The following is an 18,008-nucleotide window of genomic DNA, read 5'->3' on the forward strand; positions in this document are numbered from 1 at the left end:
CGCACCCTATAAGGCCGGGACCGTTGGTCTTGACCAAGTCCCGCACTGACCCTAAGGTCCGGATACGCAACAACCTTTCATAATCATGGCGTTCGCTGGCCGCGCCGCACAGTCCGCGCAGGTCGGGTGGCCGGTGCACGACAGGGGAGGCGAGGGTGGGCAGCACCACACGACGCGGGGTGGCCAGGCCGGCCGTCCCGCCGGCCGAGCCCAAGTACCGACAGCTGCGCACCGCGCTGGCCGACGCGCTCGACGCCGAGTTCAGCGTCGGCCAGGTGCTGCCCGACGAACGCACCCTGGCCGCCAGGTTCGGCGTCGCCCGCGCCACCCTGCGGCAGGCCCTGGACCAGCTGGAGCTGGACGGCCGCCTCCAGCGCCGCCGCGGCGTGGGCACCACGGTGGCCCCGCCCCGGGTCGGCGTCGACGTCTCCCCGGCCCGCCAGGCGTGGCCCGGCGCGGCCGACGACCCCTGGACGGTCACCGGCTGCGCCCTGCTGCCGGCCGGCCCCGCCGTCGCCACCGCGCTGGCCGTGCCGCGCGGCACCCAACTGCCCACCATCAGCCGGACGCTGGTCGCCGACGGCCAGCCGGTCGCCACCGAACGCCTCTACGCGCTGCCCAGCCCCCGGCCGGCCGACGGCCCGCCGGACGCGGCCGAGCTGCTCGCCGCGCTGCGCCGGCAGCCCCTCGAAGGGCAGGACCGCGCCGTCGAGTTGGGCTCGGCCGACGCCGAACAGTCCGCCAGCCTGGACCGGCTGCCCGGCGCCCCCGTGCTGCTGGTCACCACCCGCTACTCGACGGCCGGCCGGGTCGCCGCCCTCTCCCTGGCCACCTACCGCGCCGACACCTGCCGCCTCACCTTCGGCGACCAGCGGTTGGCCCTGACCACCGGCTGAACCCACCCGCCGACCCCGCGGGCGCCCCACCCCGCGGGTGCGGGCCCGTGCGCCAGGGCCGGCGCGCACCGCCGCGCTCGACGAGGTCGTCGCCCGCGCCACTCCGGGACGCGTTGCCGGCGCCGGCGAGACGGCCCCGCTCGACGCCGCCCGCCGCCGCCAGGAACGGATCCACGACCGGGCCCGCGACCCGTCGGCGGGGCCAACCACGGGCCGGCCGCCGCCGGGCCGGACGTCGAACCGGTCGACGCGCCGTCCCGGGTGACGGCCCCCACGCTGGCCGTCGGGGGCGGCCACGAGCCGGCCAAGCCGGGCCACGGCCCGCTCATCGCCCACCGGCTCCCCGGCGCCGGCTGCTGCTCGTGCCCGGCCTCGGCCGCACGCTGCCGCCGGAGGGACCACGGGGAACCGGCCACCGCCGTCCTCGCCCACACCGCCGGGTGACCCGTGCCGGGAAGCGCCCCGCCGGGTCAGCCGGCGGGGTCGGTCACGGTGAACAGCCGCGCCTCCAGGTGGTCCAGGGCCAGCCGGACCGCGCCCGTGGTGACCGCGCCGGCGCCCAGCGCCGAGGCCACCACTCGGGGGGTGCGCAGACAGTACCGGTCCAACTCCCGGTGCAGCGGCGCCACCAACTGGTCCAGGCCGGCCGCCCAGCCGCCCACCACGACCAACTCCGGGTCCAGCGCCAGCACCAGCGCCGCCACGTCGTGGGTCAGCCGTTCCACGAACCTGGCCACCGCCTCCTCGGCCCGCGGATCGCCGGCCCGCGCCGCTGCCAGCACCCGGGCCACCGCCCGCTCGTCCAACGGGTCGACGGGGGTACCGGCGGTGGCCAGCAGCCGTTCCGGAGTGGCCTGCCGGCCCAGCAGGTGCAGCGCGCCGATCTCCCCGGCGGCGCCGCCGTGCCCCCGGTGCAGCCGGCCGCCGATCAACGAACCGGCGCCCGGGCTGAGCCCGGCCAACACCATCACCACATCGTCCGAGCCGGCCGCCGCGCCCACCCAACGCTCGCCCAGCACCGCCGCGTTGGCGTCGTTCTCCACCAATACCGGCGCCTGGAACAGCTCCCCGAGCCGCTCGCCCAGCGGCAGCCCGGTCCAGCCGGGCAACGCCGAGCACAGCGCGACCGATCCGTCCTGCCCCACGATGCCCGGCGTGCCCACGCCCACCGCCCGCAGCCCGGACGCGGCCACCCCGTGCTCGCCCAGCAGGTCGCCGGCGACGCCGGCCACCCCGGCCAGCCGGTCGGCGGCCGACGCCCGGGTGGCCACCGGTCGGGTCGCCTCGCCCAGCCGCTGGCCGGCAAGGTCGGCGAGCACCGCCGACACCCGGCGGCAGCCCACCTCGATCCCGAGCAGCCGGCCGGCCTCCGCCCGGAACCGGAACCGCCGCGCGGGCCGCCCGGCCCGCCGCGCCCCGGCCGTCTCACCGGCCGTGGTCTCGGCGACCAGCCCGGTCCGCGCCAGGCCGTCGAGCACCCCCTCCACGGTGGGCCGGGACAGCCCGGTGTCCCCGGCCAGATCCGTCAGCGACCGGCCCCGGCCCGCGGCCCGCAGCGCGCGCAGCACCGCGGCCTGGTTGATCCGCCGTAGCAACGAGGGGTCGCCGCCCGTCAGTTGACCCACTGCCGCCTCCTGGCCTGGACCCACCGCCCTGCCCTGCCCCGCCAACGTATCGCGCCACCCCACCAACCCCCACCCACCGGACCGGGCCGCCGGGCGGGGGCGCGCGGCGCGGCAGAGCCCGCGACCGCCGGTGCGGGGGCGCCCAGCCGCCCGCCCCAGCCAACCCCGCGGCCCCGTCGCCGTTCCCGGTCCACCGCCCCGGCGGAAGCCGGCGGGCCGAGCCGGCCCCCGGCCTCACGCCCGAGCCTCACGCCCGGGTCCTCGGGTCAGAGAATCGCGCCCGGGGCGTACCCGGCCGCCGCCGGGTACCGCTTGGCGACCGCGTCGATCCGCGCGACCACCGCCGCGACCTGGTCGCTCGCCGCGCCGGTGAAGGAGAGCCGGTCGGCCATCAGCGCCGCGAGCCCGGCCCGGTCCAGCGGGATCCGCTCGTCCGCGGCCAGCCGGTCCAGCAGTTCGTTCTGCTCGGCGCCCTCCCGCAGCCGCAGCGCGGAGGCGACCGCGTGCTCCTTGATCAACTCGTGCGCGGTCTCCCGGCCGACGCCCGCCCGCACCGCGGCCATCAGCACCTTGGTGGTGGCCAGGAACGGCAGGTAGCGGTCCAGCTCGCGCTCCACCACCGGCGGGAAGGCGCCGAACTCGTCGAGCACCGTCAGCATCGTCTCGACCAGCCCGTCGAAGGCGAAGAACGCGTCGGGCAGCGCGACCCGGCGGACCACCGAGCAGGACACGTCGCCCTCGTTCCACTGGTCGCCGGCCAGCTCGCCGGCCATCGACGCGTAGCCGCGCAGCACCACGGCCAGGCCGTTGACCCGCTCGCAGGAGCGGGTGTTCATCTTGTGCGGCATCGCCGACGAGCCGACCTGGCCCGGCTGGAAGCCCTCGGTGACCAGCTCCTGGCCGGCCATCAGCCGGATGGTCTTGGCCAACGACGAGGGCGCGGCGGCCAGTTGGACCAGGGTGGTGACCACCTCGTAGTCCAGGGAGCGCGGGTAGACCTGGCCGACCGAGCCGAAGACCTGGCCGAAGCCCAGGTGGCCGGCGACCCGGCCCTCCAGCTCGGCCAGCTTGTGCTCGTCGCCGCCCAACAGGTCCAACATGTCCTGCGAGGTGCCGACCGGACCCTTCACACCGCGCAGCGGATAGCGGACCAGCAGCTCCTCCAGCCGGCCGAAGGCCACCAGCAGCTCGTCGGCCGCGGTCGCGAACCGCTTGCCGAGGGTGGTGGCCTGCGCCGGCACGTTGTGCGAACGGCCGGCCATGACCAGCTCGGCGTGCTCGGCGGCCAGCCGGCCCAACCGGGCCAGCAGCGCGACCGTGCGGTCCCGCACCAGCTCCAGGGAGAGCCGCTGCTGCAACTGCTCCACGTTCTCCGTCAGGTCGCGCGAGGTCATGCCCTTGTGCACCTGCTCGTGCCCGGCCAGCGCGTTGAACTCCTCGATCCGCGCCTTCACGTCGTGCCGGGTGACCCGCTCGCGCTCCGCGATGGAGGCCAGGTCGACCCGCTCCAGCACCGCGCGGTAGTCGGCCACCGCCCCCTCCGGCACCTCGACGCCCAGGTCGGACAGGGCCGTCAGCACCGCCAGCCACAGCCGGCGCTCCAGCACGATCTTGTTCTCGGGGGACCAGAGGGCGGCCAGCTCCGCCGAGGCGTAGCGGCTGGCCAGGACGTTCGGAATGCGCGGCTTGTCAGTCACGTGACCGGATTCTACGGGCCTCTCTCCCAGGCCACCGGCGCCAGGTCGGGACGCTTGGCCAGCCGGCCGTCGCCGGAGGAGCGGCCGGTCAGCCGGCGGCCGATCCAGGGCAGCAGGTGCTGCCGGGCGAACCGGAGGTCGGCGGCCCGCCGGACGTACCAGCGGCCCGGCGCGCTGGCCGGCAGCGGCTCGTCCCAGTCGAAGCCGGGCTCGCCGCCCAGCCGCCGCCAGACCGCCTCGGCCACCCGGCGGTGCCCGTCGGCGGTCAGGTGCAGCCGGTCGTCGGCCCACAGCCGCGGGTCGCCGAGCGCGCGGGAGGCGTAGAGGTCGACGACCAGCGCGCCGTGCCGCTCGGCGATCTCGTCGATCGCCGCGTACAGCGCCTCCATCCGGCCCCGGTACCGCTCCAGCACCGGGCCCTGCCGGCCGGGGCTGCGCATCAGCACCAACTGCCGGCAGTGCGGGGCGAGTCGGGCCGCCGACTGGTCCAGCAGGGCGCAGACGGCGTCCAGGTCGCAGCGCGGCCTGAGCACGTCGTTGAGGCCGCCGACCAGGGTCACCAGGTCGGCGTCCATGGCGGCGGCGACCGGCACCTGCTCGTCGGCGATCTGCTGGATCAGCTTGCCGCGGACGGCGAGGTTGGCGTAGCGGAAGTCCTCCCGCCGCTCGCCCAGCCGGTGTGCCAGCAGGTCGGCCCAGCCCCGGTAGCGACCGTCGGGCAGGGCGTCGGACATGCCCTCGGTGAACGAGTCCCCCAGGGCGACGAAGCTGCGGAGTTCTGCGAAGTCGTGCATGGCGAAGCCCATGGTAGCCAGCCGGCGCGGGGCGTGCCGGCCGCGGTGTGGCGGGTCAGCCCAGCAGGTTGCGGGCCACCATCCACAGCCCGGCGACGGCCAGCACCGCGGCGCTGCCCGCCGTGGAGAACCGCGGCCGGTAGCGCTCGCCGCGCAGGCCGGCGGCCAGCCAGCGGCCCGAGAGGTAGAGCCCCAGCGGCACGCCGAGGGTCAGCAGCACCGGGTTGGCGACGAACGCGCCCGGCAGGTCCAGGTGCAGCAGGTCGTAGGACATCCGGGTGCCGCCGCACGCGGGGCACAGCAGCCCGGTGGCCCAGTGCACGGGGCACCGGGGGAGTGGCTGCCCGCCCTGGTACGGGTCGGTGTGCCACAGGTAGACGGCGCCGGCCAGGCCGGCGCCCAACGCGACGAGCGGTGGCGCGGCGGGGGGTATCCCGCGCGCCACCGCTCCGGTCCGCCGTACGCGGTCCACGGCGGTCAGCTCTTCAGCACCCGGCCGTCGGCGTCGGTGCGGTCGTCCTTGACCAGGAACAGGATGCCGTCGATCAGCGCCCAGATGCCGAGACCACCACAGGTCAGCAGCTGGGCGACGGCCATCCCGGCGTGGCCGGTGTACCACCGGCCGGCGCCGACCCCGCCGAGCAGGAGCTGGAGCACCCCGGCGACGATCTTGGACTTGTGCGAGTACGGACGGCCGTAGTGGTCGTAGCCGTAGGGCGCGTTGGGGTCCGCGCCGTAGCCCGGGGCGCCGCCGTAGCCGCCGGCCGGCGGCGGGTAGCCGTAGCCGGGCTGCTGGGGCTGCTGGCCGCCCGGGTAGCCGTAGCCCGGCTGCTGGCCGGGGTAACCGCCCTGCGGAGGCTGCTGGGGGTTGGGCTGCTGGTAGGGATTCTGGTCGGACATGTCCCCCCTGAGGGCGCTGAGCGGTTGCTGTTGTGGGAACGACCGGCACCCACGTGGTGTGGTCAGGCGCCATACTGCCAAACAACCCGGCGGTCGCGGAACGCGCGGTGGGCGTCTCTACTCCCCGGACTCCCGCGGCGGTTGCTCCGGTTCTGTGACATGCACCGCGGCTTCCTCGGCCGAGGCGGCGCCGCCGTCGATCCCGGCGTCCTCGGCGGCCACCGGGTCGGGCCGCAGGGTCACCTCGTCGGCGGCCCGTACCAGCCGGCCGGCGCGCTCGTCCCCGACCTCGTCCTGGTCGAGCGGCTCGCCCTCCTCGTCGGGGAGGTCGCCGATCCCGTCGCCCGCCGGGGGCTGGACGTCCGGCACCTCCTCGGTCAGGCGCTGGTCCAGGGTGGCGCCCTCGTGCTGGCCGCGCGCGGTGGTGCCGGGGTCGTTGACGGCCAGTGGCTTCTCCGGCGGCGAGTAGCCCTCGTCGAGGGTGGCGTCGGCGCCGTAGCCGTCGAGGCTGTTCTCCAGGTCAAGCTCGCTGGGGTCGTCCCGGGTCTCCGACTCGGTCGGCTGGTAGACCTCGTCGCCCATGGAACTCTCGTCGGTCATCTCTCCAGCCCTCCCTTCTGCTCCCGTCCGGCTTCCCCGGTGGCACGGGAGCAAACGCCCGCAGTCGGTCCATAGCGCCGCAAACCCCCTTGGTCGGGTCGTTCGCCCCGCCGCTCAGTAAGCTGTGCCCTATGAGTTCACCCATTACCGAGCTGGTGTCGCCCACCGCCCCGGCCACCGTGCCGGAGCTGGCCAGGGCCTGGGTCGCCGGCTGGACCGTCTCCCGCCGGGTGCCGCCGCCGGTGGCCGACCCCTGGGGGCTGCGGATCGCGGTCGGCGCCCCCGGCCAGCGGGTCCGCCACGTGCTGCCGGCCGCGGACGAGGCGCTGGTCCGTGGCCTGGCCGCGACCGTCGTCGAGCCCGACGTCTGGCTCAAGACCTTCGTCGAGCCAAAGGTGCTGCGCGGCTGGCTCCCGGCCGGCTGGGTGCCGGACGCTCCCGGCTGGCTGATGACCAGCCCACTGCGGCCGGCGCACGGGCCCACGCCGGTGCCGGCCGGCTACACGCTGAGCCTGACGGCCGAGCGCGGCGTCACCCAGGTGCGGCTGCACACCCCGGACGGCGTGCTGGCCGCCCGTGGCCAGACCGCGGTCGTGGACACCGTCGCCGTGGTCGACCAGATAGCGACCCATCCGGAGCACCGCAGGCGGGGCCTGGGCCGGCTGGTGATGGGCGCGCTGGCCGAGGCCGCCGTCGCGGCCGGCGCCCACACCGGCCTGCTCGGCGCCACCACCGAGGGCCGCGCCCTCTACCGCACCCTGGGCTGGCGCACCCGCGCCCCCCTCACCGGCTTCATCCACCGCCCGCGGCCGGCGCGTTGACCGGCCGCGCCCGGGTCAGCGGTCGGAGTGGGCCGGGGTGCGGATGGCCAGGATGGCGATGTCGTCGCCGTTCTCCCGGGCCCGCCGCTCCTCGACCAGGAACCGGCACAGCTCCTCCAGCGGCGCCCCCGCGTGCGCGTCGGCGATCCGGGCCAGCGCCCGCATCCCCGCGTCCAGCGGCTGGTCCGGCTCCTCGATCAGCCCGTCCGTGTAGAGCACCAGCACGCTGCGCGGCGGCAGCACCGCCCGGTGCTCCGGCCGTGGCAGGGCCGGCTCCACGCCCAGCGGCACGCCCGGCTCGGCGTCCAGGAACCGTGGCGGTTCCCCCGGCGCCAGCAGCAGCGGCGGCGGATGGCCGGCGCTGCTCCACCGCACCGACCAGTCCGCGCCGTCCGGCGTCAGCCGGGCCAGGCAGGCGGTGGTGAACGTCGCCTCGCCGACCGTCTTCAGGATCCGGTCCAGCTGGCTGAGCACCACGCTCGGCGACTCCTCGCCGCTCAGCCCCAGCGCCCGCAGCATGTTCCGGACCTGCGACATGGTCGCCGCCGCCCGGGTGTCGTGCCCGACCACGTCGCCGATCACCGCTACGCACGAGCCGTCCGGCAGTGGCAGCGCGTCGTACCAGTCGCCGCCCAGGTGCCCCGGCTCGTCGGCCGGCCAGTAGATGGTCGCCGCCGACAGCGGCGACAGGTCCAGCAGCTTCGGCAGCAGCAGCCGCTGGAACGTCTCGGCGCCGCCCCGCACCCGCTGGTAGAGCCTGGCGTGCTCGATGGCCACCCCGGCGGTGCCGGCCAACGCCCGGATCACGCCCTCGTTGTGCTGGTCGAACGGTCGCCCGTCGTGCCGGTCGCTGAGGTAGAGGTTGCCGTAGACCCGGTCCCGCACCCGGATGGCGACGCCGAGCAGGGACTTCATCGGCGGATGCCCGGGCGGGAAGCCGGCCGACTCCGGGTGCGCGGCGATCTCCGCCACCCGCAGCGGCTCCGGATGGTGGATCAGGTGCCCCAACAGGCCCCGCCCGCGCGGCAGTTCGACCCCGGAGAGGTTCGCCAGCTCCGCGCTGTCCAGGCCCAGTGGGATGAACTCGGCCAGCTCGTCCCCTTCCTCGTCCAGCACCCCGAGCGCCCCGTACCGGGCGCCGACCAGGTCCATCGCGGTGCTGACGATCCGGCGCAGCACCGCCGGCAGCTCCAGCTCGCCGCTGATGCCGAGCACCGCGTCCAGCAGGCTCTGCAGACTCTGCTGGGCCCGGGCCAGGTCGTGCAGCTGCTCGCTCAGCCGGTCCAGGTCGGAGGTCAGGGGCAGGTCCAGCAGTGAGGTGAAGGGGATCTTCGGTGGCTCCCGGTGCTGCGCCATGGCTCTCCCGTCGGCGGACCGCGTATCCAGGACTCCTGGATACGCGGTCCGCCCGGGGCGCGAAAGCGGACAGGGCCCGCTCCGCCGGGACCCACCCGGTCGGCGCACACCCCGTCCGGGCCCGGACCGCGACGCTCCGGGCCCGGACGGCGCGCCGTCAGACCGAGGCCGTACGGGTCTCGGCCGGCGGGGCGGCGGCCGCCGCCAACCTGGCCCGCCGGGTCAGCGGCCCGAAGAGGGCGAGGACCACCGCGCCCAGGATCCAGCTGCCGGCGATGAAGTAGAACACGCTCTGGTAGCCGCTGCCGTTGTACAGCGCGGCGATGATCAGCGGCCCCACCGCGTTGGAGAGCCGGCCCAGGCCGTAGGAGACGGCCGTGCCGAGTCCGCGGCCCTGGGTGTCGAACAGCTCAGGCGAGTACGCGTAGGCCAGGGCCGTGTACCCGCGCTCGAAGAGGTTGACCAGGAAGCCGAAGACGACGATGGCCAGCGGGTTGAAGGTGAGCCCGTAGAACAGCCCGCACGCCGCGATCAGCAGGCCGAAGACGACCAGGCACCACTTCCGCTCGTACCGGTCGGTGACCATGGCCGCCAGGAACGAGCCCAGCGGCGCGCCCACCGTGGTCAGCGCCACGTAGAAGATCGACTTCTCGACACTGAAGCCCTCCTCGGCCAGCAGCGTCGGCGCCCAGCTGGAGTAGCCGAAGAAGCCGATGGTCTGGGTGATCCACAGCACCGACAGCACCGCCGTGGGCACCAGGTACTTCTTCTTCAGCAGGGTGCGCAGCGGCGCCCTGGTCGAGGCGGTCGCCGCCACCGGCGCCGCGGCCGCCGGCAGCGGGCCGTGCTCGGCGGCCACCCGCGCCTCGATCTCCGCCAGTACCCGCTCCGCGGCCGCGTAGTCGCCCCGCGACTCGTACCACCGCGGCGACTCCTTCAGTTGCCGGGTGAAGAGCACGAAGAGCACGCCGAGCGCGCCCCACAGGTAGATCAGCCGCCACGACCAGTCGTTGACCGGCACCACGAAGCTGGCGATGAGGTTGGTGACGGGAGTGCCACAGATGCCGATGACGATGGCGTACGCCTGGTACTTCCCGCGCACCGCGGCCGGATAGATCTCGCTGACGTAGATCACGGCCACCACCGTCATCGCCGACAGACCCGCCGAGGTGAGCACCCGGCACACCCCCATGGAGAGGATGTCCCAGGTGAACGCGGAGGCGAAGGAGAAGAAGCCGAACCACAGCGTGGTCCACATCAGGGCCCGTTTGCGGCCCCACCGGTCGGCCAGCCAGCCGGCGACGACCGAGCCGAAGAACATGCCGACGAACGACAGTGAGGTGACGTAGGCGATCTCGTTCACCGTCACCCCCCACACCTCCCGCAGCTTGGGCGCGGTGGTGGCGAAGGTGTTGATGTCGGCGAACTCGAAGAAGTAGGCGAAGGAGACGGCCAGCAGCGTGACCTTGTGGAAGCGGGAGAGCGGCAGCCGGTTGAGGCGGTTCTCCGCGTTGGGGTGGGACAGCGCAGGGGCCTGGGACATGGCAGGGGGCCTTACGTCGGGGGAGGGAGCGGGGGAGCGGTCAGACGCCTTCGCCCGGCCAGTACAGGCGCGTCGGGTTGGCCACGAGCAGCCGGTACCGCAGGTCGGGGGTGCCGGCGATGTGCGGCACGTGGTCGACCAGGAGCCCGTCGTCGGGCATGTGGTCGGTGAGGTTGGGGTGCGGCCAGTCGGTGCCCCACAGCACCGCGTCGGGGAACTCCTCGACGACCCGCCGGGCGAAGGGGACCACGTCCCGGTAGGCGTTCCGCTCGCCGTCCACCGCCGCCGGCCCGGTCACCGACAGCCGCTCCGGGCAGCTGACCTTGACCCACACGTCGCCGCGCGCCACGAACCGCAGGAAGCCGTCGAACTCCGGCCCGTCGACCGGCCGGGACACGTCGGGCCGGCCCATGTGGTCCACCACCAACGGCACCGGCAGGCCGCCCAGGAAGCCGGCCAGCTCCGGCAGGTCGGCGGCCTCGAAGTAGACCACCACGTGCCAGCCCAGCGGGGCGATCCGCCGTGCCACGGCGGCCAGTTCCTCCTTGGGGGCGGCGTCCACCAGGCGTTTGACGAAGTTGAAGCGCACGCCCCGCACCCCGGCCTCGTCCAGCCGGCGCAGCTCGGCGTCCGTGACGTCGGACCGCACGGTGGCGACGCCCCGCGCCCGGCCGCCGGCGGCCCGGACGGCGTCCACCAGGGCGCTGTTGTCGGCGCCGTGGCAGGTGGCCTGGACGATGACCTGCCGGCTGACGCCCAGCCGGTCGCGGAGCGCGAACAGCTGCTCCCGGCCGGCGTCGCACGGCGTGTACCTGCGTTCCGGCGCGTAGGGGAAGCGGTCGCCGGGGCCGAAGACGTGGCAGTGCGCGTCGACGGTCCCGGGCGGCAGGGTGAAGCGTGGCTCGCTCGGCCGCTGACACCAGTCAAGCCAGCCCGGTGTCTTGGTGAATGCTCGGCTCATGGAAGTCTCCTTCGGGGTGTCCCCGCCCCGTGGTGGGCCCCGCCCGGCGGGGCGCTCGGCTCAGTCGACGTAGCGCAGGCCGGCGGCCCGCAGTGGCTCCCGCATCCCGTACAGGTCCAGGCCCAGCTCGCCGGCCTCGAACCGGCGCCGCTTGGCGGCCTCGTTCTCCTCCCGGCGGCGCGCCGCCGCGGCGACCTCGCCGGCCCACGCGGCCGGTACCACCACCACGCCGTCGGCGTCGGCGACCACCACGTCGCCCGGGGTGACCAGCGCGTTGGCGCAGACCACCGGGATGTTGACGGAGCCCAGCGTGGCCTTGACGGTGCCCTTGGCGTTGACCGCCCGGCTGAAGACCGGGAAGTCCATCGCGCGCAGCGCGTCCACGTCCCGGCAGCCGCCGTCGATGACCAGCCCGCGCCCGCCACGGGCCCGCACCGAGGTGGCCAGCAGCTCGCCGAAGAAGCCGTCGTCGGACTCGGTGGTGCAGGCGGCCACCAGCACGTCGCCCGGCCGCAGCTGCTCGGCCGCGACGTGCAGCATCCAGTTGTCGCCTGGCTGGAGCAGCACGGTGACGGCGGTGCCGCACAGCGCGGCGCCCGGGTAGACCGGGCGGACGTACGGGCGCAGCAGACCGGTGCGGCCGAGCGCCTCGTGGATGGTGCTGACGCCGAACGGCGCCAGCGCCTCGACGTCCGCGCGATCGGCGCGGTCGATGGTGCGGCGCACCACTCCCAGCTCGTACATGATCCTGGTGGCTCCTCTCCTTCGGGGACTGCTCGTGTCGGTCGCTCGCGCGCCGGGCTCAGCGGCCCTGCCGCCGCAGCAGCGCGTCCAGCCGCGGGTAGACGGCGCGGGCGTTGCGTTCCTGGACGTCGGCCAGCGCCTCGGCGGTGAGCCCGGCGGCCTCGACGTAGCGGCGGGTGTCGTCGAAGTGGTGGCCCGTCGTCGGGTCGACGCCCCGGACGGCGCCGATCATCTCCGAGGCGAACAGGACGTTCCTGGTGGGCACCACGGTCAGCAGCAGGTCGATGCCCGGCTGGTGGTACACGCAGGTGTCGAAGAAGACGTTGTCCAGCAGGTGCTCCTCCAGCGGCGGCCGGCCCAGCGCCGCCGCCAGCCCGCGGAAGCGGCCCCAGTGGTAGGGCGTGGCGCCGCCGCCGTGCGGGATCACCAGCCGCAGGGTGGGGAAGTCGGCGAACAGGTCGCCCTGGAGCAGCTGCATCACGGCCGTGGTGTCGGCGTTGAGGTAGTGCGCGCCGGTGGTGTGGAACGCCGGGTTGACGCTGGTGCTGACGTGCACCATGGCCGGGATGTCGTACTCGACGAGCTTCTCGTAGAGCGGGTACCAGTGCCGGTCCGTCAGTGGCGGCGCGGTCCAGTGCCCGCCGGACGGGTCCGGGTTGAGGTTGACCGCGACGGCGCCCAGCTCCTCGACGCAGCGCACCAGTTCCGGCACGCAGCTGGCCGGGTCGACGCCGGGCGACTGGGGCAGCATCGCGGCCGGCGCGAACCGCTCGGGGTAGAGCTGGCTGACCCGGTGGCAGAGGTCGTTGCACAGCGCCGCCCAGTGGGCCGAGGTCGCGAAGTCGCCGATGTGGTGCGCCATGAAGGAGGCGCGCGGGGAGAAGACCGTCAGGTCGATGCCGCGCTCGTCCATCAGCCGCAGCTGGTTCCCCTCGACGCTGGCGCGCAGCTCGTCGTCGCTGATCCGCGGGTCGGCGGGGGAGTGGGGGCCGGTCGGGTCGGCGAGGCCGGCGACCTGCCGCTCGCGCCAGGCTGCCAACGCCGGCGGCGCCGTGGTGAAGTGCCCGTGGCAGTCGATGATCAACGCTGTTCCTCCTTGGCCGGGGTGGGGGACCACAGATGGCGGGGGACCAGGACGTCTCCGGCCATGATCAGCCGCGCGGTGCGCACCAGGGCCGACCTGGTCACCCGCGGCTCGCCCGCGCCCAGCCCCAGCTCGACGCTGAACTCTCCGGACGGGTGCTCGACGGAGACCGTGGTCGTCCCGGTGCGGTCGCGGCTCCCGCCGGCCAGCTCGTGGGCGACGGTGCCCTCCAGCACGCAGGCGGTGGCCGCGGTGACGGCGGCCAGCACGCCGATCGACGTGTGGCACACGTGCGGGATGAAGCTGCGGGTGCTGAGTGTGCCGCCGCGGGCCGGCGGCGCGATCAGCGTCATCTTGGGGTAGTTCCGCTCGGTCACGTCGCCGAGCCCCATCAGCGCGCCGCAGGCCAGGCGCAGCTCCTCGACCCGGGCCCGCAGCTCGGTGTCGGCGGTGAGTTCGGCGGCCGTCTCGTAGCCGCTGACGCCCAGGTCGGCGGCCCGGACGAGGACCAGCGGCTGGCCGTTGTCGACGCAGGTCACCTCGACGGTGCCGGCGGACCCGGCCGGCGCCAGGTCCCGGACCCGGCCGGTGGGCAGCAGCCCGGCGCAGACCGAGCCGGCGGTGTCGAGGAAGGCGATGCTGACCGGCGCCGCGGTGCCGGGGACGCCGTCGATCCGGGTCTCCCCGGCGTAGGCGACGTGCCGCCCGTCCGGGCCGAGCGGGGTGCGCACGGTGATGTCCGCGGTGAGCCCCGTGTCCCGGGTGCGCACCCGGGCGGTGGTGGTCTCGCCGCGCGGCGTCAGCAGCCCGGCCTCGATGGCGAAGGGCACCACGGCGGCGAGCATGTTCCCGCAGTTGGGCGTGGTGTCGACCCGCTCGCTCTCGGGCTGGAGCTGGGCGAACACGAACTCCAGGTCGACGCCTTCGGTGCCCGGGCCGACGATGCCGGCCTTGCTGGTCAGCGGGTGGGCCCCGCCGAGGCCGTCGATCTGGCGCGGGTCGGGCGAGCCCAGCGCGGCCCGCAGCACGGCGTCCCGGGCCGCGCGGTCGGCGGGCAGGTCCGCGGCGCGGAAGAACGGGCCGCGCGAGGTGCCGCCGCGCATGAACCAGCACGGCACGGCGGTCTGTTCGCCGTGCGGGCGCGGGCCGGGGCCGCCGGCGGGCGGCGGCGTGGGGCGGGCCATGGCTCTCCTCTCGGCCCCCCTGACCTGGTGGGCGGGTGGACCTCTCGGGTGCGAAGTGCTCGTCAACCTAACCTCCAACGAAATTGTTGACAATATCTCTGACGAAAAAGTTCCGGCGCTCGCCGACGAAGATCCACGGGTCGGTAGACTGCTCAGCGGTCGAGCGTTGCCGGGTTGAAGCGTGGAAGTAGGGCGGTCGGGGTGGCGGAGAACCGGGTCACCGGTCAGGAGGGGCGGCGCGTGGTCAGCGCGGGCATCCGCCGGGCGCTGTCGGCGGGGGACATGGTGCCCGGCCAGCGGCTCGTGGAGCAGGAGCTCTCCGACACCTTCCACGCCACCCGCAGTTCCGTCCGCGAGGCGCTCCAGGACCTCGCCGCCGAGGGGCTGGTCGAGCTGGTGCCCCGGCGAGGCGCCCGGGTCCGGGTGGTCTCCGTGGAGGAGGCGATCCAGATCACCGAGTGCCGCGCCACCCTGGAGGGGCTCTGCGCCCGCCGGGCGGCCGAGCTGGCCACCCCGGAGGAGCGCGCCGAGCTGCGCGCCATCGGCGCCCGGATGCGGGAGGCCGTCGCCGAGGGCGACCTCGACGGCTACTCGGCGCTCAACCGCCAACTCCACGACTTCGTCGCCCGGGTCAGCGGCCAACAGGTCGCCCAGGGCCTGCTGGAACGGCTCAACGGTCAGATGGTCCGCTTCCAGTTCCGCCTGGCCATGCGCCCCGGGCGGCCCTCCCGCTCACTGCCCCAACACCTGGCGATCATCGAGGCGGTGGACGCCGCCGACCCGGACGCCGCCGAGGCCGCCGCCCGCGCCCACCTCGACAGCGTCATCCTCGAACTCCGCGCCACCCCACCCCCCACGGCGGGCTGACCGCCACGGCCGGTGGCCGGTCCGGCCCCCGGTCCCCTCCGTGGTCCCGTCCCCGGTCCCCCTTTGACGGGACCCGACACCGCGTCCGAACGGCCAGGTCAGCGGCCGTTTCGCCAGGTCCGGACAGCCCCGACTGAGGATTGCCCCAGGACACTTCCGGGCCGGGCCGGGCCGGGCCGGCCCGGCGCCGCGCGGGCCCCTGGGCCCACCGTGGGAGTGGGCGGCCGGCGGGACCCGACGACCGGCCCGGCCCCAGCGGCGTCCGCGCGGCCACCGCGGCCGCCCTTGCCGCCGCGGGGCTGGAGCGGGGCGGGTGCTAGCTTGGCCGCCGTGCCGCCGCCGGACGGCGGCGACGCCGGCCGCGCCCGGCCGCGGCGTCCGCGCGGGCCCGGTCCGGCGCCTGGCCCGCCGAGCTGGGGGAGAGGCATGACCGACGAGCCGCAGGCAGCGATCAGGGAACTGCTGCGACTGGCGCGGAGGTTCGATGACGCGCTCGGCCATCAACGCCTCAGCGCGGCCTCGGCGCTCCTCGACGCCGTCGTCCCCCCGCTCGACAGCGCGGATCTCCGGGCCCTGGTCTCGCTCCTGCCCGCGAACGGCGACACGGCCTACGGGCTCAACTGGAGCCTGCTGCACACGATCGAGGCCGCCGAGGCCTGGCCGGTGTGGGAGCTGCTGGACGACGAGGGCAACGCGTGGGTGCGGATGCTCCGCGGGCGGCTCGCGAACGTCGGCGAGCTGCCACCCGGCGCCGAGCGGACCTGAGCGTGCTGACGGTGGGGCTGCCGAGTCGCTGACCGTTCCAACGGGCGCCGAACGGCCGCGTGGCCCCGAGCGCCTGGTGCGCCAACCGCCGTACCGCGGGCTGCCTTTGGCTGGCCCGGTGCCCGACCAGGAGCGGAGCCGTGTCTCCCCCGGCGCGGTCCGGGGGAGAGGCGACCTCAGCCACGCGGGTTCACCGGAGCGGCCCGCCCGGGTCGCCGGCTCTACCCCCGGCGGGTCCGTGGCTGGAGGACCTCGTTGATCGACTGCTCGCGCCACTGTGCCAGCAGCGCGTGGAAGGCGACCGCGCCGTGCGGGTAGGCGGACGGGCGGTCGGGGCGGCCGCGTCCCTCGGCGTTGTAGTAGCCGGGGGTGCACTCGGCGTGGAACCACGCGTGGTCGGCGGCGCCCTCGGCGAGGGTGGCGTACCAGGCGTCCTCCGCCTCCCGTGACGGTTCGATCAGGGCGTCCTCGGCCTCGGCCGCCGCGACCAGGGCGGCGACGTGGACGGCCTGTTCGTCCAGCACGTGCGTGAAGTTGACGCTGCTGGCGTTCTGTAGCGACCCCAGCTGGAGCAGGTTGGGGAAGCCGTGGCTGGTGAAGCCGTGCAGGGTGCGCGGGCCGCGCTCGGCCCAGGCCCGCGGCAGCTGGCCGCCGTCGCGGCCGTGCACGGGCAGCCGCCCGGTGAGGACGCCGGAGACGCCGACGGAGAAGCCGGTGGCGAAGATGAGGCAGTCCAGTTCGTAGGTGGTGTCGCCGACCACCACCCCGGTCTCGGTGATCCGCTCGATGCCGTGCGTGTCCGCGGTGTCGACCAGGGTGACGTTGTCCCGGTTGAACGCCTGGTAGTAGTGGTCGGAGAAGCCGGGGCGCTTGCAGGCGTAGCGGTACCAGGGCTGGAGCTTGGCGGCCGTCTCGGGGTCGGTGACCGACCGTTGGACGCGGGCCCGCAGCTCGTTCATCTTGACGGCGTCGGCGCGCTCGTACGCGGCCTCGAACGCGGCCCGCCGGTCCGGGGCGGGGCGGCGGAAGCTGGGTAGCAGTTTCTCCAGCAGGGCGGCGGACGCGGTCCACTGGTCGGCGACGAGGTCCGTCTCGGTGGGCTCGCCGGAGACGACGCGCAGGAAGTTCTCCCGCCGGGCGCGAGCCCAGCCGGGGCGGTCGGCGCCGACGTCGGCGGCGGTGGTGCGGCGGTTGCCCCGGACGTCCACGCTCGACGGGGTGCGTTGGAAGACGTAGAGGTGGGCGGCGTCCTGGGCCAGCATCGGGATGACCTGGATGCCCGTCGCGCCGGTGCCGACGACGCCGACCCGCCGGTCGGCGAGCCGGGTCAGGCCGCCGTCCGGGGTGCCGCCGGTGTAGGCGTAGTCCCAGCGGGAGGTGTGGAAGGTGTGGCCCTTGAAGTCCTCGATGCCGGGGATGCCGGGGAGTTTCGGCTCGGAGAGGGTGCCGGTGGCGATGACCACGTACGTCGCCTGGAACGCGTCCCCGCGGTCGGTGGTCACCCGCCAGCTCTCGGTGGTCTCGTCCCAGGCCAGCGCGGTCACCGCGGTCCCGAACAGCGCGTCGGGGTAGAGGCCGTGCTGCTCGGCGATCCGCACCGCGTGCCGCCGGATCTCCTCGCCTGGCGCGTACTTCCACTCGGGGACGTAGCCGGTCTCGTCCAGCATCGGCAGGTAGACGTGCGACTCCACGTCGCAGTGCACGCCCGGGTAGCGGTTCCAGTACCAGGTGCCGCCGAAGTCGGCGCCCCGCTCCACGATCCGGATCCGTGCCACGCCCTGCCGCCGCAGCCGGGCGCCGGCCAGGATGCCGCCGAACCCGCCGCCGACGACGGCGACGTCCACCCGGTCTCGGACCGGTGCGCGGTCCGCGTCGTCCACGGCGTGCGGGTCGGCCGCGTAGTGGCCGAGGTCGGCCTCGGTCGGCCGGTACTGGCCGGGCCCGTCGGGTCGGACACGGCGTTCGCGCTCGGCGCGGTAGCGGTCTCTCAGGGCGGCGATCTCGTCGGGGGTCGGGGCAGGCGGAAGCGTCATGTGGGGGCCTCGATCCTGTTGCTCTGCTGCTGGTGGGCGCGGTCTGACGGCCCGTCAACCAGGCTGTCGCCGCTTGCCACTTGTGCGACAGCGGCTACTCTAACAACTACCGGACAACACTGTCCGGATAGGTGTTCG

At 75.0% G+C, this 18,008-nt stretch carries 17 protein-coding genes; 4 read left to right on the forward strand and 13 right to left on the reverse strand.

Features of this window, described 5'->3' with window-relative positions; translation table 11 throughout:
- The first annotated feature begins 155 nt into the window (after positions 1 to 155).
- The gene (locus RM844_RS06405; RefSeq protein WP_311665751.1) at positions 156 to 896 is read left to right on the forward strand and encodes a GntR family transcriptional regulator; all 741 of its coding nucleotides are present in this window, start codon (positions 156 to 158) and stop codon (positions 894 to 896) included.
- Positions 897 to 1,366: 470 nt separating this feature from the next.
- Here the strand turns inward: RM844_RS06405 and RM844_RS06410 are convergent, their stop codons facing one another.
- The 6 genes from RM844_RS06410 to RM844_RS06435 form a co-directional block, all read right to left on the reverse strand.
- A complete protein-coding gene (locus tag RM844_RS06410) occupies positions 1,367 to 2,521 on the reverse strand; it encodes an ROK family protein (RefSeq protein ID WP_311665753.1) in 1,155 nt (384 codons plus the stop codon).
- 266 nt (positions 2,522 to 2,787) lie between these two features.
- The gene (gene purB, locus RM844_RS06415) at positions 2,788 to 4,218 is read right to left on the reverse strand and encodes an adenylosuccinate lyase (protein ID WP_311665755.1); all 1,431 of its coding nucleotides are present in this window, start codon (positions 4,216 to 4,218) and stop codon (positions 2,788 to 2,790) included.
- An 11-nt stretch (positions 4,219 to 4,229) separates the two neighbouring features.
- A complete protein-coding gene (locus tag RM844_RS06420) occupies positions 4,230 to 5,012 on the reverse strand; it encodes an SGNH/GDSL hydrolase family protein (RefSeq protein ID WP_311665757.1) in 783 nt (260 codons plus the stop codon).
- 55 nt (positions 5,013 to 5,067) lie between these two features.
- Positions 5,068 to 5,484, reverse strand: a complete 417-nt coding sequence (locus RM844_RS06425; protein WP_311665759.1) for a DUF2752 domain-containing protein — start codon at positions 5,482 to 5,484, stop codon at positions 5,068 to 5,070.
- Between the two features lie 5 nt (positions 5,485 to 5,489).
- Complete coding sequence (locus RM844_RS06430) at positions 5,490 to 5,912, reverse strand: TM2 domain-containing protein (RefSeq protein WP_311665761.1); 423 nt, start codon at positions 5,910 to 5,912, stop codon at positions 5,490 to 5,492.
- A gap of 117 nt (positions 5,913 to 6,029) precedes the next feature.
- Positions 6,030 to 6,512, reverse strand: a complete 483-nt coding sequence (locus RM844_RS06435) for a DUF5709 domain-containing protein (RefSeq protein WP_311665763.1) — start codon at positions 6,510 to 6,512, stop codon at positions 6,030 to 6,032.
- A gap of 131 nt (positions 6,513 to 6,643) precedes the next feature.
- Between RM844_RS06435 and RM844_RS06440 the strand changes: the two genes are divergently transcribed.
- Positions 6,644 to 7,333, forward strand: coding sequence for a GNAT family N-acetyltransferase (locus RM844_RS06440; protein WP_311665765.1), 690 nt, complete (start codon positions 6,644 to 6,646; stop codon positions 7,331 to 7,333).
- A gap of 15 nt (positions 7,334 to 7,348) precedes the next feature.
- On the opposite strand, the gene RM844_RS06445 is transcribed toward RM844_RS06440, so the two are convergent.
- The 6 genes from RM844_RS06445 to RM844_RS06470 all read right to left on the reverse strand — a co-directional run bounded on the left by RM844_RS06445 (position 7,349) and on the right by RM844_RS06470 (position 14,205).
- On the reverse strand, positions 7,349 to 8,689 hold the full coding sequence (locus RM844_RS06445) for a PP2C family protein-serine/threonine phosphatase (RefSeq protein ID WP_311665767.1): 1,341 nt from the start codon (positions 8,687 to 8,689) through the stop codon (positions 7,349 to 7,351).
- A gap of 157 nt (positions 8,690 to 8,846) precedes the next feature.
- Entirely contained in the window at positions 8,847 to 10,232 is a 1,386-nt protein-coding gene (locus tag RM844_RS06450) for an MFS transporter (protein WP_311665769.1), read from the reverse strand.
- 40 nt (positions 10,233 to 10,272) lie between these two features.
- On the reverse strand, positions 10,273 to 11,193 hold the full coding sequence (locus RM844_RS06455; protein WP_311665771.1) for an amidohydrolase family protein: 921 nt from the start codon (positions 11,191 to 11,193) through the stop codon (positions 10,273 to 10,275).
- A 60-nt stretch (positions 11,194 to 11,253) separates the two neighbouring features.
- Positions 11,254 to 11,937 carry a 4-carboxy-4-hydroxy-2-oxoadipate aldolase/oxaloacetate decarboxylase gene (gene ligK / locus RM844_RS06460; protein WP_311665772.1) on the reverse strand — a complete coding sequence of 228 codons (684 nt, stop codon included), beginning with the start codon at positions 11,935 to 11,937 and terminating at the stop codon, positions 11,254 to 11,256.
- 58 nt (positions 11,938 to 11,995) lie between these two features.
- Positions 11,996 to 13,021, reverse strand: a complete 1,026-nt coding sequence (locus tag RM844_RS06465; protein WP_311665774.1) for an amidohydrolase family protein — start codon at positions 13,019 to 13,021, stop codon at positions 11,996 to 11,998.
- Entirely contained in the window at positions 13,018 to 14,205 is a 1,188-nt protein-coding gene (locus RM844_RS06470; protein WP_311665776.1) for a 4-oxalomesaconate tautomerase, read from the reverse strand. Before RM844_RS06470 ends, RM844_RS06465 begins: the two co-directional genes overlap by 4 nt.
- 201 nt (positions 14,206 to 14,406) lie before the next feature.
- Here RM844_RS06470 and RM844_RS06475 point away from each other — a divergent pair, with 201 nt between their 5' ends.
- Together RM844_RS06475 and RM844_RS06480 are read left to right on the forward strand one after the other, a co-directional pair.
- Positions 14,407 to 15,072, forward strand: coding sequence for a GntR family transcriptional regulator (locus tag RM844_RS06475; protein WP_311666154.1), 666 nt, complete (start codon positions 14,407 to 14,409; stop codon positions 15,070 to 15,072).
- 426 nt (positions 15,073 to 15,498) lie between these two features.
- Positions 15,499 to 15,837 (forward strand): hypothetical protein, encoded by a 339-nt coding sequence (locus RM844_RS06480; protein ID WP_311665778.1) that lies wholly within the window; start codon positions 15,499 to 15,501, stop codon positions 15,835 to 15,837.
- A gap of 221 nt (positions 15,838 to 16,058) precedes the next feature.
- On the opposite strand, the gene RM844_RS06485 is transcribed toward RM844_RS06480, so the two are convergent.
- Positions 16,059 to 17,870, reverse strand: coding sequence for a flavin-containing monooxygenase (locus RM844_RS06485; protein ID WP_311665780.1), 1,812 nt, complete (start codon positions 17,868 to 17,870; stop codon positions 16,059 to 16,061).
- Positions 17,871 to 18,008 lie beyond the last annotated feature (138 nt).

It is taken from the genome of Streptomyces chisholmiae, assembly GCF_031845445.1.
In the GTDB taxonomy this organism is placed as follows: Bacteria; Actinomycetota; Actinomycetes; order Streptomycetales; family Streptomycetaceae; genus Streptomyces; species Streptomyces chisholmiae.

What these genes read in the sequence shown, in the direction of transcription:
- RM844_RS06440 (WP_311665765.1), top strand. Translation starts at nt 6,644, where the DNA reads ATGAGTTCACCCATTACCGAGCTGGTGTCGCCCACCGCCCCGGCCACC.
- RM844_RS06480 (WP_311665778.1), top strand. Translation starts at nt 15,499, where the DNA reads ATGACCGACGAGCCGCAGGCAGCGATCAGGGAACTGCTGCGACTGGCG.
- RM844_RS06445 (WP_311665767.1), bottom strand. Translation starts at nt 8,689, where the DNA reads ATGGCGCAGCACCGGGAGCCACCGAAGATCCCCTTCACCTCACTGCTG.
- ligK (WP_311665772.1), bottom strand. Translation starts at nt 11,937, where the DNA reads ATGTACGAGCTGGGAGTGGTGCGCCGCACCATCGACCGCGCCGATCGC.
- RM844_RS06470 (WP_311665776.1), bottom strand. Translation starts at nt 14,205, where the DNA reads ATGGCCCGCCCCACGCCGCCGCCCGCCGGCGGCCCCGGCCCGCGCCCG.
- RM844_RS06430 (WP_311665761.1), bottom strand. Translation starts at nt 5,912, where the DNA reads ATGTCCGACCAGAATCCCTACCAGCAGCCCAACCCCCAGCAGCCTCCG.
- RM844_RS06485 (WP_311665780.1), bottom strand. Translation starts at nt 17,870, where the DNA reads ATGACGCTTCCGCCTGCCCCGACCCCCGACGAGATCGCCGCCCTGAGA.
- RM844_RS06455 (WP_311665771.1), bottom strand. Translation starts at nt 11,193, where the DNA reads ATGAGCCGAGCATTCACCAAGACACCGGGCTGGCTTGACTGGTGTCAG.
- RM844_RS06450 (WP_311665769.1), bottom strand. Translation starts at nt 10,232, where the DNA reads ATGTCCCAGGCCCCTGCGCTGTCCCACCCCAACGCGGAGAACCGCCTC.
- RM844_RS06435 (WP_311665763.1), bottom strand. Translation starts at nt 6,512, where the DNA reads ATGACCGACGAGAGTTCCATGGGCGACGAGGTCTACCAGCCGACCGAG.
- RM844_RS06420 (WP_311665757.1), bottom strand. Translation starts at nt 5,012, where the DNA reads ATGCACGACTTCGCAGAACTCCGCAGCTTCGTCGCCCTGGGGGACTCG.